The 13043-nt window shown below is 67.0% G+C and carries 17 protein-coding genes; 10 read left to right on the forward strand and 7 right to left on the reverse strand.

Going from position 1 to position 13043, the window contains the following annotated elements; translation table 11 throughout:
* Positions 1 to 156: 156 nt before the first annotated feature.
* Entirely contained in the window at positions 157 to 705 is a 549-nt protein-coding gene (locus SD196_RS06605; RefSeq protein WP_331316501.1) for a cysteine hydrolase family protein, read from the reverse strand.
* A 97-nt stretch (positions 706 to 802) separates the two neighbouring features.
* Between SD196_RS06605 and SD196_RS06610 the strand changes: the two genes are divergently transcribed.
* Complete coding sequence (locus SD196_RS06610) at positions 803 to 1813, forward strand: GlxA family transcriptional regulator (RefSeq protein ID WP_275610569.1); 1011 nt, start codon at positions 803 to 805, stop codon at positions 1811 to 1813.
* On the opposite strand, the gene SD196_RS06615 is transcribed toward SD196_RS06610, so the two are convergent.
* Together SD196_RS06615 and SD196_RS06620 are read right to left on the reverse strand one after the other, a co-directional pair.
* Positions 1803 to 2099, reverse strand: a complete 297-nt coding sequence (locus tag SD196_RS06615; RefSeq protein WP_275610570.1) for a DUF3303 domain-containing protein — start codon at positions 2097 to 2099, stop codon at positions 1803 to 1805. The genes SD196_RS06610 and SD196_RS06615 overlap by 11 nt on opposite strands.
* Positions 2100 to 2291: 192 nt before the next feature.
* A complete protein-coding gene (locus SD196_RS06620; RefSeq protein WP_275610571.1) occupies positions 2292 to 2660 on the reverse strand; it encodes a cupin domain-containing protein in 369 nt (122 codons plus the stop codon).
* 156 nt (positions 2661 to 2816) lie between these two features.
* Here SD196_RS06620 and SD196_RS06625 point away from each other — a divergent pair, with 156 nt between their 5' ends.
* The 8 genes from SD196_RS06625 (at position 2817) to SD196_RS06660 (ending at position 7674) form a co-directional block, all read left to right on the forward strand.
* The gene (locus SD196_RS06625; RefSeq protein WP_331316496.1) at positions 2817 to 3545 is read left to right on the forward strand and encodes a class I SAM-dependent methyltransferase; all 729 of its coding nucleotides are present in this window, start codon (positions 2817 to 2819) and stop codon (positions 3543 to 3545) included.
* Positions 3546 to 3605: 60 nt separating this feature from the next.
* The gene (locus SD196_RS06630) at positions 3606 to 4034 is read left to right on the forward strand and encodes a VOC family protein (protein WP_416311202.1); all 429 of its coding nucleotides are present in this window, start codon (positions 3606 to 3608) and stop codon (positions 4032 to 4034) included.
* A gap of 101 nt (positions 4035 to 4135) precedes the next feature.
* Positions 4136 to 4960 (forward strand): aldo/keto reductase, encoded by an 825-nt coding sequence (locus SD196_RS06635; protein ID WP_416311203.1) that lies wholly within the window; start codon positions 4136 to 4138, stop codon positions 4958 to 4960.
* Between the two features lie 104 nt (positions 4961 to 5064).
* Positions 5065 to 5436, forward strand: a complete 372-nt coding sequence (locus SD196_RS06640; protein ID WP_331316490.1) for a nuclear transport factor 2 family protein — start codon at positions 5065 to 5067, stop codon at positions 5434 to 5436.
* Between the two features lie 2 nt (positions 5437 to 5438).
* Positions 5439 to 6251 carry a class I SAM-dependent methyltransferase gene (locus SD196_RS06645; protein WP_275610576.1) on the forward strand — a complete coding sequence of 271 codons (813 nt, stop codon included), beginning with the start codon at positions 5439 to 5441 and terminating at the stop codon, positions 6249 to 6251.
* Positions 6252 to 6335: 84 nt separating this feature from the next.
* Entirely contained in the window at positions 6336 to 6791 is a 456-nt protein-coding gene (locus SD196_RS06650; protein ID WP_331316486.1) for a DUF3237 domain-containing protein, read from the forward strand.
* A 69-nt stretch (positions 6792 to 6860) separates the two neighbouring features.
* A complete protein-coding gene (locus tag SD196_RS06655; protein WP_416311204.1) occupies positions 6861 to 7289 on the forward strand; it encodes a thiol-disulfide oxidoreductase DCC family protein in 429 nt (142 codons plus the stop codon).
* Entirely contained in the window at positions 7282 to 7674 is a 393-nt protein-coding gene (locus tag SD196_RS06660; RefSeq protein WP_331316484.1) for a DoxX-like family protein, read from the forward strand. The genes SD196_RS06655 and SD196_RS06660 overlap by 8 nt, the downstream gene beginning before the upstream one ends.
* Here the strand turns inward: SD196_RS06660 and SD196_RS06665 are convergent.
* A complete protein-coding gene (locus SD196_RS06665; RefSeq protein WP_275610580.1) occupies positions 7671 to 8414 on the reverse strand; it encodes a TorF family putative porin in 744 nt (247 codons plus the stop codon). The genes SD196_RS06660 and SD196_RS06665 overlap by 4 nt on opposite strands.
* Before the next feature lie 156 nt (positions 8415 to 8570).
* Complete coding sequence (locus SD196_RS06670; protein ID WP_343574360.1) at positions 8571 to 10328, reverse strand: amidohydrolase; 1758 nt, start codon at positions 10326 to 10328, stop codon at positions 8571 to 8573.
* A gap of 114 nt (positions 10329 to 10442) precedes the next feature.
* On the opposite strand from SD196_RS06670, the gene SD196_RS06675 reads away from it, so the two are divergent.
* On the forward strand, positions 10443 to 11351 hold the full coding sequence (locus tag SD196_RS06675) for a LysR substrate-binding domain-containing protein (RefSeq protein WP_416311205.1): 909 nt from the start codon (positions 10443 to 10445) through the stop codon (positions 11349 to 11351).
* A gap of 5 nt (positions 11352 to 11356) precedes the next feature.
* Here the strand turns inward: SD196_RS06675 and SD196_RS06680 are convergent, their stop codons facing one another.
* Together SD196_RS06680 and SD196_RS06685 are read right to left on the reverse strand one after the other, a co-directional pair.
* A complete protein-coding gene (locus SD196_RS06680) occupies positions 11357 to 11965 on the reverse strand; it encodes a LysE family translocator (RefSeq protein ID WP_275610583.1) in 609 nt (202 codons plus the stop codon).
* Between the two features lie 53 nt (positions 11966 to 12018).
* A complete protein-coding gene (locus SD196_RS06685; protein WP_331316477.1) occupies positions 12019 to 12855 on the reverse strand; it encodes an AraC family transcriptional regulator in 837 nt (278 codons plus the stop codon).
* Positions 12856 to 13043: the final 188 nt, after the last annotated feature.

Raw genomic sequence — 13043 nt, forward strand, 5'->3', positions numbered from 1 at the left:
CTTATCGGCAGGCGATTGAGCCTCGATGATAGCGGAAAGCCGGCAGGGCGTTAGGTAACTTCTCACGTCTCGCTGCGTTGATTCGCTGGCGCTGCTGCGGCGCTTTTCTGAACGACGAAGGGCCTCCGAAGAGGCCCCTGCAGCGTGGCGCGAGGATCAGCGATCGAGGTACTCGGCGGTGGAGATCACCTGCGCATAGGCGAAGGCGAAGGCTGCCATGTAGGCCGCATGGACCTGGGCCGCCGGCACCTTCACGCCATTGAATTCCAGGTCGAGGGTGGCGCAGGCGTCGTGCAGCACGGTCACCTCGTAGCCGAAGTCGGCGGCGGCCCGCACTGCGCCGTCCACGCACATGTGGCTCATGTGACCGACCACGACGACGGACTCGATGCCGTGCTGGTCGAGGATCGCCTTGAGGTCGGTGCCGCGGAACGAGTTGACGAAGTGCTTGAGCACCACCGCTTCGCCGGGCAGATTGGCGACCTTCGGGTGAATCTGCGCGCCTTCGCTGCCGGGGGCGAAGAAGGGGGCGTCATCGCTTGCGAATTCGTGGCGGACATGCACCACCAGGTCACCGCGCTCCCGGAAGGCGGCGAGCACCTTGGCGGCCTGGTTGGCGGCGGGCTCGATGCCGACCAGCGGCCATTTGCCGGCGGGGAAGTAGTCGTTCTGGATATCCACTAGGATGAGCGCTTGCTTTGCCATTTCCGAATCCTCGGTGAGTGGGAAGTGGAGCCAGTATTGGCCATCCCGCGCCGGTGCGGGATCAGTCGGAACGACAATAACAGGGGGTAAAGTGACAATGGTTGGGCAAAGGCGCGTCGTCGAGATCGGCCTGCTGATCTATCCCGGTGTGCAGGCGGCGGCGCTGCACGGGCTGACCGACCTGTTCGCGGTGGCCGAGCGCATCTCCAGCGAAGAGGCCGGCGACCAGTTACCGGCGCTGCGGGTCAGCCACTGGTCCGGTGAGGAAGGCGCCGCGCCCAGGCGCATCTTCGATACCCATCCGGACCTGCCGTCCGACGCGGACAGCCCCCTGGTCGCCGTGCTGGTGCCGCCGTCGCTGTTCGGCCTGCCGGACGCCACGCCGGTGCGCCATCTCACCCAATGGCTGGCCGCGCGCCACGCGGACGGCGCCATTGTCGGCTCGGTGTGCATCGGCGGTTTGCTGGTGGCCGAGGCCGGCCTGCTCGACGGGCGCTCCGCCACCGCCCACTGGAGCGGGGCCGAGGCGTTCGCCCGGCGCTTCCCCAAGGTGCGACTGGAGGCGCACAAGCCGATCGTCGACGATGGTGACCTGATCACCTCCGCTGGCCTGATGGCCTGGTCGGAAGTCGGACTGCGCGTGGTCGACCGCCTGCTCGGGCCCAGCATCGCCTCGCGCACCGCACGCTTCCTGGTGGTAGAGCACAGCGACAGCGCGCAGCAGTGCGGCAGCAACTTCGCACCGCTGCTGGGGCATGGCGACGCGGCGATCCTCAAGGTCCAGCACTGGCTGCAGGGCAACGGCGCGGTAGACGTGAGCCTGCCCGCGATGGCCGCCCGCGCCGGGCTGGAGGAGCGTACCTTCCTCCGCCGCTTCCGGGCGGCCACGGGGCTCAAACCCACCGAATACTGCCAGCACCTGCGGGTGGGCAAGGCGCGGGAGATGCTGGAGTTCACCAACGGCACGGTGGATCACATCGCCTTTACGGTCGGCTATCTCGACCCGGGCTCGTTCCGCAGCACCTTCCGCAAGATCACCGGGATGTCGCCCAGCGACTACCGCAAGCGCTTCGGCGCCAAGCAGGCCGAGGTTGCCGTCAGGGACTGACCGAGCTCGCCGCTTCCATCTGCTGCACCAGCAAGGGTGCGTATTCGGCGTCGGTCATGGCGGGATGCACCTGCAGGTTCATCAGGTCGGTCCATTGCAGCATCCAGCGCTGCACGTCGAGGGGATTCTCGGCTTCGGCCAGGCCAAAACCCATCATGTGGCCCATGGCGTGCCAGCGCCCGACCAGCTTGACGTTGGCCGGCGGCTGGCCGCCGGTCTGCAGGAACCGCTGGATGACCTTGTCGCGGTTTTCCATGGGAATGGTCCAGTGCACCAGATAGAGCATGTCGCACCTCAGGCCCGGGTCCGGGCAGGCAAGATTCGCGGACCCGAATCGGCACCGCTGCCAGGGTCGCGCCCGTGTATCCCAGGCGTTACAGCCTCTGGCTGGGAGCGGTTTCCTCCTCACAGGCATAGCAGCCGGGCCGGCGCCGGCCATGGCCGCTGATCGGCGATGCGCGGGGCAGTCGATCGACGGTCAGATCCAGCGATCGTTCTGCGCCGTGCGCTCGCCGCCGGCGTCGCCGGTGTTCAGCACTCCGCGCGGTTCGATCAGCATCACCTGTACCTCATGCTCGGCGTATGGCTTGTGCTCTACGCCACGGGGCACCACGTACAGCTCGCCGGCGCGCAGGGTGAGCGGACCGTCGCGGAAATCGATGCGCAGCTCGCCGTCCAGCACGATGAAGGTCTCATCGGTATCGGCGTGGCTGTGCCAGACGAAATCGCCGTGCAGCTTCACCACCTTGAACTGGTAGTCGTTCATTTCCGCGATCACCCGGGGCTGCCAGGTTTCGTGGAGGCGCGAGAGCTTGTCCCGCAGGTTGATCGGTTGGCGCTGGGTCATGCTGTGCTCCTTGGAATCAGTGCTCCGACAGTACGGCCGTGGCGGCAATCGGTCTTGCAGGAAATTGCGCTTCGATCGCCCCTGCATTGACCGCAACCGGTTGTCGGAGCGGTCCTCGATGCCGACAATCGGTAGCTCAGAAGGAGGGTCCGCACCATGGCGCAGAACATTTACGACAACCCTGAATTCTTCGCCGGCTACGCCCAGTTGCCGCGCTCGCAGCATGGCCTGGATGGCGCGCCGGAATGGCCGACGCTGCGCTCGCTGCTGCCGCCGCTGGAGGGACTGGACGTGGTCGACCTTGGCTGCGGTTACGGGTGGTTCTGCCGCTACGCGGCGCAACAGGGCGCGCGCACGGTGAGCGGCCTGGATGTGTCGCAGAAGATGCTCGAGCGGGCGCGGGAGACGACCGACGCGCCACAGGTGAGCTACTTCCACGCTGACCTCGACCAGCTCGAATTGCCCACCGCGGCCTTCGACCTGGCCTACAGCTCGCTGACCCTGCATTACCTTGCGGACCTGCCGCATTTCTTCCGCAACGTGCACGACGCACTGCGCCCCGGCGGCAACCTGGTGTTCTCCATCGAGCATCCGATCTACATGGCCTCGCTCAAACCCGGCTGGATCGTCGACGCCGACGGTCGCCGCTACTGGCCTGTGGACCACTACCAGGACGAAGGCGAGCGCCACACCGACTGGCTGGCCAAGGGCGTGCTCAAGCACCACCGCACCCTCGGCAGCGTTCTCAACGCGGTGATCGGCGCCGGACTGAGACTACGGCACGTCGAGGATTGGGGGCCGAGCGCCGAACAGGTGCAAGCCCAGCCGGCGCTGGCGGAGGAGCGTGAGCGGCCGATGCTGTTGCTGGTCGCCGCACAGCGCTGAGCGGGGAAAGGCCGGCGGCTATGCTGGAAACATTGCGCCCGTTCCCCGTCGGAGATCGCCATGTCCACGCCCGTTCCCGCCGTCCGTCCCAGCGTCATCCCGTGCCTGCGCTACCGCGATGCGCCCCGCGCCATCGACTGGCTGTGCGCCACCTTCGGCTTCCAGCGCCAGTTGGTGGTGGCCGATGACCACGGCGGCATCGCCCATGCGCAACTGGTGCTCGGGGATGGCAGCGGGCTGCTGATGCTCGGCTCGCTGCACGACAACGAGTACGGCCGGCTGATGCGCCAGCCCGACGAGGCCGGCGGCTGCACCCAGAGCATCTACGTCGTGGTGAAGGACGCCGAGGCGCTGTATCGCGCGGCCGTGGGCGGCGGCGCGCAGATCGTCATCGACATCAAGGACGAGGACTACGGCGGCCAGGGCTTCACCTGCCGCGACCTGGAAGGCCATATCTGGAGCTTCGGCACCTACGACCCCTGGCACTGAGAGCCCACGCGAAATCCTGTCGGCTGCGCTACCCTGTCCAGCCCGCTGCCCCGACGGGCGGTCGGCCCCGTGATCCCCAACCCAACGACAAGGAGCACGTGATGAACACAGTGGTATTCGCCGACGGCACCGCCGTTCCCGCCATCGGCCAGGGCACCTGGCGCCTGGGCGAGAACCGTTCCGAGCGCTCGCGCGAAGTGGCGGCGCTGCGCGAAGGCATCGAGCGCGGCCTGACCCTGATCGACACCGCCGAAATGTACGGCGAAGGCGGCTCGGAAGAGGTGGTCGGCGAGGCCATCGCCGGGCTGCGCGAGCAGGTCTTCCTGGTCAGCAAGGTCTATCCGCACAACGCCAGCCGGCGTGGTATTCCCGAAGCCTGCGAGCGCAGTCTCAAGCGCCTGCGCACCGACTGCCTGGACCTCTACCTGCTGCACTGGCGCGGCCAGTATCCGCTGGAGGAAACCGTCGAGGCCTTCGAGCGCCTGCGCGAGGCCGGCAAGATCCGCCGCTGGGGCGTGTCCAACTTCGACCTGGACGACATGCAGGAGCTCGGCGAGCCGGCCTGCGCCACCAACCAGGTGCAGTACAGCCTGGAAGAGCGCGGCATCGAATGGGACCTGCTGCCCTGGTGCCAGGAGCAGCGCATGCCGCTGATGGCCTACTGCCCGGTGGGGCAGGGCGGCAGCTTGCTGCGCCACCGCGCCCTGGCTGAGATCGCCGCCCGGCATGACGCCACTCCGGCCCGCGTGGCGCTGGCCTGGCTGATCCACCAGCCGGGGGTGATCGCCATTCCTAAGGCGGTGGAGTCGCTGCACGTGCGCGACAACGCCGCCGCGCTGCAACTGCGCCTGAGCGCCGAAGACCTCGAACTGCTCGACGCCGCCTTCCCGCCGCCCACGCGCAAGCGGCATCTGGCGGTGGTCTGAGTCCTACCCAAGGGTCGGCCCCGGTCGTCGCCGCAAACGGCGTGGCCGGGGCAGGGTGCTAGCCTTCCCCGATACCGGACGCACCGGCAGGGAGGGCTGCACAGATGAGCAACTACACGGCCGATAGCGCCGCCATCAACCGGGTTCTCACGGATTACGTGGAGGGCATGACCTTTGCCGACGAGGCGAGGTTGCGCCAGGCGTTCCATCCGTCCTGCAAGATCATCGGTAACTACCACGGCGAGCTGGAATGGGCTTCGCTGGATGACTTCATCGGCGCGATCAAGGCCGAATCGCCGCCGTCATCCGGCGCACCGCCGGTATGGGAGCTGAAGTCGCTGGACATCACCGGCGACAGTGCGGTGGCGAAGGTGACGGACGATTTTCTCGGCATGCATTTCACCGATTACCTGTCGTTGCTGCGCATCGGTTCGCAGTGGTCGATCATCAACAAGCTCTACTACCTGCACGAGTGACCGTGGAGCGCATCGGTCTGCGCGGTACGCCGGAAACCTTGCTGATCACCTTCTACGCCAAGGCGAAGGAGAGCGAGCTGCCCGACAGCCTGCTGCACGACCATTTCTCCCGGCGGGTGCTGGATCGGCTCGACTATGACTTCGCCCGCCTGCACCTGGGCCGCTCCGGTTGGATCGGCGTGGCGTTGCGGGCCAAGCTGTTCGACGACTGGGTGCGCGACTTCCTCGCGCGCCACCCGCAGGCGGTGGTGCTGCAGCTGGGCTGCGGGCTCGACAGCCGGGTCTGGCGTATCGATCCGCCGTCCACCGTGCAGTGGTTCGAGGTGGACTTCCCCGAAGTGATCGCCCTGCGCGAGCGCCTGTATCCGGCGCGGGAGAACTGTCACCTGGTGGCCAGCGCGCTGACCACGCCGGATTGGTGGCGTGTAGTACCGGTGGGGCGGCCGGTGCTGATCGTCGCCGAAGGTGTGCTGCCCTACGTGGAAAGCGAGGCGGTGCCCTGGCTGCTGCGCGCCCTGATCGCGCATTGTGGCAGCGGCGAGCTGATCTTCGACGGCTATACCCGGCAAGGCATCCGCTGGATGCAGTACCACCCGATGATCCGCAAGACCGGCGCGATCCTGCGCTGGGGGATCGATGATTCCGCCGAGCTGGAGGCGCAGGTGCCCGGCCTGCGCTTCGTCGATACGGTCGAGCCCTACGACGAGACGCAGATCGCCCGGATGTCCCTGGGCGTGCGCCTGCTGTACCGGATTACCCTGGCGATCCCGCCCTTGCGGCGCATGGGGCGGCTGCTGCGTTATCGGTTTGGCTGAAGAAGGGCGCTTGGGGAACATGGCCGGTGAGGGATGCGGCTGCTTTACTCAAGGGGTTATGAGCACGCCTTGCAGGAGCTGTGGATGAAACTCGAGCCGCTGATGAACATGCACGTGAAGGCGAGCGTGCCGCTGGAAATTGGCCGGGTGCCCCACGGGCAACGCCTGATCTCGGCGGCCGGCGGCGGAACCTTCCAGGGGCAGCGCCTGAGCGGCGAAGTCCTGCCCGGTGGGGGCGACTGGATTCTGGTGGACAACGACGGCGGCTGGCACCTGGAGGTGCGCCTGGTGCTGCGTACCGACGACGGCGCGCGGATACTGATGCAGCATAACGGCCTGCTGGTGGCCAATCCGAAGACCATCACGGCGGTATCCCGGGGCGAGAGCTCCGAGTACGGTGACACCTACTTCATGATCCAGCCGCGCTTCGAGGTCGGGGACGAGCGGTACCGCTGGCTGAACCATCTGCTTGCGGTGGGCGAGGGACGGCTGGGGCCGGGCTGGGTGGAGTACCGGTTGTATTCATTGGCCAATGGGTGAGCGATGAGAACCCGTAGTTGTCACATACGGCGGGCAGAGTGTGCGGACCAGGCTTCCGGAGACGACGCCATGCCGCTGCCCCCCAACATGCTTCCCGGTGACAAGGTTGTGCTGTTCGACGGCGCATGCCGCCTGTGCAATGGCTGGAGCCGCTTCCTCCTGCGTCATGACCGGCAGCAGCGCGTGAAGCTGTGCAGCGTGCAGTCGGCGGAGGGCCAGGCGATCCTCGACTGGTTCGGGCTGCCGACCGACTATTTCGACACCATGCTGTACATCGACGGTCACTGTGGCTACGACCGCAGCGAAGCCTTCCTGCGCGTGATCGGCCAGCTGCCGGCGCCGTGGAACTGGCTGCGCGTGCTGTGGCTGGTGCCCATGGAGTGGCGCGACGCGCTCTACGACCGTATCGCCGTCAACCGCTACCGCCTGTTCGGCCGCGAAGACCGCTGCCTGGTGCCTTCGCCGGAATTCCGCGGTCGTTTCCTGGGTAATGGCTAGCGCCGCCTTAGCGCGTCTGGCGCTGGGCGTGGTGTTCCTCTACCACGGTCTGGTGCCCAAGCTGTTGTTCCTCAGTCCCGATGAGGTGCGCATGATCGAGGCCCACGACTGGCCGCTCTCGACCCTGCGCATCGCCCAGGCCGCCGGCGCCGCGGAGGTGGTCCTGGGGCTCGCCATCCTCCTGCTGCGTCGCAGCCGCTGGCCCTTGTGGATTGCCAGCATGGCGCTGGTGGCGCTGCTGCTGGACGTGGCGCTGTTGGTGCCGGAGCTGCTGCTCGGCGCCTTCAACCCTGTCACCACCAATATCGCCGCCCTGGCGCTGTGCCTGATCGCCCTGCAGGGCGAACGGGGCGCGCGGCCGCCCCGCTCGAACGCCCTGCGTTAGAAGGTCTTCGAGACACCAGCCACCACGGTGGCGGTGCAGACGTCCTTGTAACCCTGGTTGTTGAAGCACTCGTTCTGCGAAAGGTCGGTGTCGATGTAGCTCAGCGACCAGTCCAGCCCCACCAGTTCATGGCTCAGCTTGACTTCCCACTCGTTGTAGCCGTCGCGGGTGTCGCCGCTGCCGGAGAGGTAGAGCGGGTCCTTGGCGTCGTTGTGGCCGAAGCGCGTGCGCAGCTTGAACTCGGCCGGCAGCTCGGCGTTGTAGGCCAGGTAGCTGTAGAGGTTGCTGTTTCTGTCGCCGAAGTAGTTGGGGTAGTCGTTGCCGTAGTAGACCCCCGCCTCGAAGCCATAGGCGTGGAGGATGGCGTACACGTCGCTCTGGTTGAACTCGCTCGACTTGGGATAGGTGTACTTGATGTAACCCAGGTCCAGGGCGACGTCGTCGTTGGCCTGCCAGTAGTAGCCTGCGTAGTAGTCCACTTCCTGGCGGGTGTCGTAGCCGTAGCCGTAATCGACGTTGGAGGTCCAGGCACCCACGTACAGGCCGCTGATGTGCTGCAGGGTGAGGCCGAACTGGGCGGCCGGGTCGCCCTGGGTCTGCGAGAGGCCGCGGGTGCGATAGTCGCTGACCAGGGCGGCGTCGATCTGCAGGAGGAAGTCCTGGTTGAGTTCCACGGCCAGGGTGGAGGTGAGCGGCGCGCAGGTGAGCAGCGCACCGATGAGCCATTGCGGGCGGTTCATGCGGATGTCCCTTTTTTTGTGATTGTGTGTAGGGCAGTGCGAAAAGGCCCGCGCAGCACCAGCGCTCTCGACGTCGCCGAGGGACTTGAAGAGAAGGCTGGGCTGGCGGGCAGGGCGCCGGGGGTGTTCAGGCCCCAGCGCAGGAGCCCGACTCGGTCAGAGAGCCGGAGCGTCGTCGGCGCGGTAGACTTCGCGACCTTCGAACAGGGTGTGCAGCACGCGGGCTTCGGCCAGTTGCTCGTCGGGCACGGTGAACACGTCACGGTCGAGCACGACCATGTCGGCCTGCTTGCCGGGGGCGAGGGTGCCGATCTGCTTGTCCAGACCGATGGTCTGCGCGGCATTGCGGGTATAGGCGTAGAACATGGTTTCGCGGTCGACGCGCTGCTCGGGGATGAGCACGCCCAGCTCGCCCTTGCGGGTGACGGCCTGGTAGATGGCCTTCATCGGGTCCGGGGTGGACACCGGCCAGTCGCTGGCGCCGGCGATTTCGGCGCCGTTGTCCAGCAGGGACTTGGCCGGATACATGCCGCGGTAGGCGTCATCGGCGATGTAAGGCTTCACCAGGTCGACGGTGTAGGGTTCGGCGGCGGCCCAGTCCAGTTGCATCGAGGCGATCACGCCCAGTTGCTTGAAGCGCGGGTAGTCCTGCGGGGTGACCAGTTGCAGGTGGGTGATCGAGTGGGCGATGCCGCTCTGGCGGTCCTTGCGCGCCTGCTCGATGCCGTTGAGCGATTCGCGCACCGCGCGGTCGCCGATGGCGTGGATGTGCACCAGCCAGCCACGGGCATCGGCGGCGCTGACCAACTCGCCGAAATGCTTCGGATCGATCAGCAGCTCGCCGGGCTTGTGGCTGTTCTTGTAGTCCTCCAGCAGTGCGGCGGACTGTGCCGGGAATTCGATCACGCCATCGGCGAACACCTTGATGCCCGGCAGCGTCAGGTTGGGCACGCCCTGGAATTGCTCGCGGACCTTTTCGATCACGTCCAGATCGGCCGGGCTGCTCTTCGGATTGACCACCTGCAGCGCGGCGACGTGGGCAGTGAGCTGGCCGTTGCGAGACAGGTTGCGGTACACCGGCAGTACGCCAACGCTCTTCTCGGTGGGCTTGATATTGAACACCGCCTCGCCCGGGCTGCCGTTGGCGGCCGGGTCCATCCAGGCGGTGATGCCGAAGCTGTTGTTGTACTTCACCGCGGCCAGGCCCGCGCGGTCCATGGTCTTGGCGTCGGCGGCCGGCATGGCGGCGGCGACCAGGTCGAAGCCAGAGTCGACGACGAAACCGGTGGGGTTGAAGTCCTTGTCGTGGGCGATGTTCTGCTGTTCCAGCTTGCTCAGGCTGCGCAGGCGCTTGGCGTCGAGGCCGGCGCGCTTGAGCATCGCGGCGTTGGCCCAGGCGGTGTGGTGGTCGCTGCCAGCCAGCACCACCGGCACCTTGGCCCACTCGCCGTGGTTCAGGCGCTTGGCCAGGCCGTCGGCCTGGGACCAGTAGCTGGAGTGCATGCCGTTCATCACCACGATGTCGCCGACCCGCGCCTTGCCGCTGTCGCGGTCCTGCTCCAGGCGCTTCATGAAGGCGTCGAGGTCCATCTGCTCGTCCACCAGGCTGGCGGAGATCAACTCCAGGCCGCCGAAGACGGAGTGCGAGTGGCTGTCGATGAAGCCCGGCATCAGCACCTTGCCACCCAGATCGACGACCTTGCTCCTGGCATCGCCCAGGGCGCGGATTTCGTCGTTGGAGCCCACCTTCAGCACTTTGCCGTCCGCCACCGCGACGGCCTGCTGCAGCGCCTGGCCGGGTTCGGCGGTGAAGACCTTGCCGTTGAGCAGGATCAGGTCTGCGTTCTGTGCCTGTGCTTCCAAAGTGCTGAGCGCGATCGCTACTGCCAGTGCGCCTTTGAGCCACGTGTGCATGAGGTTACCTTGTGTGCCGGTTGATTTTTATTGGTCTGCGCAAGAGGCTATCGAGGCGGCCGGCGGCTCGAAAGGCGTCATCGCTCATAACACTTGTGAATGTTTGGAACGAATATGGACAAGTTCAGCAGCCTCGAGATGTTCGTCGCCAGTGCCGAAACCGGTAGTTTCAGCCGCGCCGCCGAGCGCCTGGGCAAGACCCCGTCGGCGGTAACCAAGGCCATCGGCCTGCTCGAAAGCGAGCTGGGCGCGCGGCTGTTCGAGCGCACCACGCGCAGCATGTCGCTGACCGAAGCCGGCCAGCTCTACCTGGACGGCGCCCGCGAAGTGCTGGAACGCATGCGCGAGACCACCGAGGAGATCGCCCAGTTGCATCACAGCCTGCGCGGTGTGCTGCGTATCACCGCGCCGCTGGTGTTCGGCCCGGCCTTCCTCGACCAGGCCTGCGCGGACTTCCTCGCCCTGCATCCGGATGTGCGCCTGCAGGTGGACCTCTCCGACAGCTACCTCGACCTGCTCGACGGCCGCTACGACCTGGCGCTGCGCATGGGCAACAGCGACCTGCCGGGGCTGATCGCCCAGCCCCTGGCCGGCAGCCGCCTGGTGGTCTGCGCGAGTCCCGACTACCTGGCGCGGCGCGGCACGCCGCGGCACCCGCGCGAGGTGATCGAGCACGACTGCCTGATCTACCGCCATCCGGCGCTGGAAGAACGCTGGTGGTTCGACCTGGGCGAGGAGCGCTATTCGACGCCGCGCCACGGACGCCTGAGCAGCGACAACCAGGCGGTGCTGCTGGCGGCTTGTCTGACGGGCCACGGCCTGCTGCCGTGCCCGCGCTGGAGCGTGCTGGAGCACCTGCGCTCCGGGCGGCTGGTCACGGTGCTGGATGAGTTCTACTTCGAGCCGGACACCTTCGGCGCACAGATTCTTGCGGTGTACCCGAGCAACCGCCGGGCCACGCGCAAGATCCACGCCTTCATCGAGCACCTGCGCGAGGCGCTGAAGCTCAACGGCATCCTCTGAGCCGCTCAGAGCAGCGCGCCGGCCCAGGCCGAGACCAGCAGCAGGATCGCCATCAGCTGGTTCAGCCGCTGCATCTGCCGGGGCGTGAGCAGGCGCTGGCTGCCGATGCCGAGGCTGGCCCAGACCGTCATGCAGGGCAGCGACACAAGGAAGAACAGCAGCGACAGCAATTGCACGCGATCCAGGCGATCGGTGCCGTGGCCGGCGTACACGCTGACCACCGCCAGCGCCATCATCCAAGTCTTGGGATTGACCAGTTGCAACGCGGCGGCGCCGACCAGGCCCAGCCGCGCGGCATCGGCGCCCTGTTCCAGGCGGACCGGCGGGCTGCGGAAGATCTGCCAGGCCAGCCAGCTCAGCCAGAGCACCCCGACCGCGCTCATGGCCTGCTGTACGCCGGGCAGCCGTCCCAGCGCCTCGCCCAGGCCGCTGCCCACCGCCAGCACCAGTGCAGCGGCGGCGCCGCAACCGCCGAGGATGATCGGTAGTGCCGCGCCCCAGCCGAAGCGCGCGCTGTTGCTGAACACCAGCAGATTGGTCGGACCGGGGGTGATGGACGACACGAAGGCGAAAAGCAGGAAGGGCAGCCATTGGCTGATCTGCGCGAGGGTCATGGCGAGGGCTCCGCTGAGTCGGTGGGAGCCTCATCTTCGCCAGGGGGCTGGGCTCAGTCTGGAAGCTTTGAGCAGCGCTTGCGGTAGTAGGCCGGCGTCACTCCGTAGGCACGGCGGAACCAGCGGCCCAGGTGGCTCTGGTCGGCGAAGCCGAGATCGGCGGCGACTTCCGCCGGTGCTATGCCGCGCCCGAGCAACTGGCGTGCGCGGGCGAGACGCAGCTGGATCAGGTAGGCATGCGGCGGCAGGCCGAAGGCCTGCTTGAAGGCGCGGGTCAGGCGGAAGCGGTCGCAGCCGCTGGCGCGGGCCAGGTCGTCGAGGCCGATGTCGGTGGTCAGGTTGGCGTGCAGGAAGTCCCGCGCGCGCTGCGCCACCAGCGGCAGGTGCGCCTGTGTGGTGCCGCGCTGGCGCCAGTGCAGGTGGCGGGTCATGCCGTCGAGCAGATCGTCGATGGCGCTCTGCCGGACGATCTTCAAATCATGGCTGTGCACCGCCTGGAAGGCGTTGTCGATGCGCCGCGCGAGCTGCGGGTCGTCGATCAGCAGCTCGGGTACGGCCAACTGGCAATTGCCCGGCGCTTCTTCGAACAGCGTGGCGATCTCCCGCTCCAGCCAGGGCGCGTCGAGATACAGGGTGCGGTAGGTGAAGCCACCCTCGGTGGGCGCATCGCCGTCATGGATGTCGCCGGGTTCGAGGAAGAACACCTTGCCGGTGGTGCTGATATGGCGCTGGTTGCGGCTGCGGAACTGCTGCACGCCGGACTCGGTGAAGCCGATCAGGTAGCTGTCGTGCCAGTGCGGGTCGTAGGCGTGGCCCTTGAAGTGCGCGCGCAGGCTCTGGATGCCGGTGTCGGCATCCTGCAGCAGGTCGATCCAGTTGTCCTTGTGCATGGGCCATTCTCGCCTCGCTTGCCCGGTTGGCCAGCATAGCGCGCCAAAATGCCCTGTCTGGAAGATTCGTGCAGCCGCCGCTCGGGCTGCCGTCTGGGAGGTTCTTGATCCTGCACAGGAGCGGCGTAGCGTGACCGGTGTATCGTGCGTCGGGCGACTCGCAGCGACAGACTGCCAGCGCCAGAGGA

This window comes from Pseudomonas macauensis (genome assembly GCF_047902425.1).
Taxonomy (GTDB): domain Bacteria; phylum Pseudomonadota; class Gammaproteobacteria; order Pseudomonadales; family Pseudomonadaceae; genus Pseudomonas.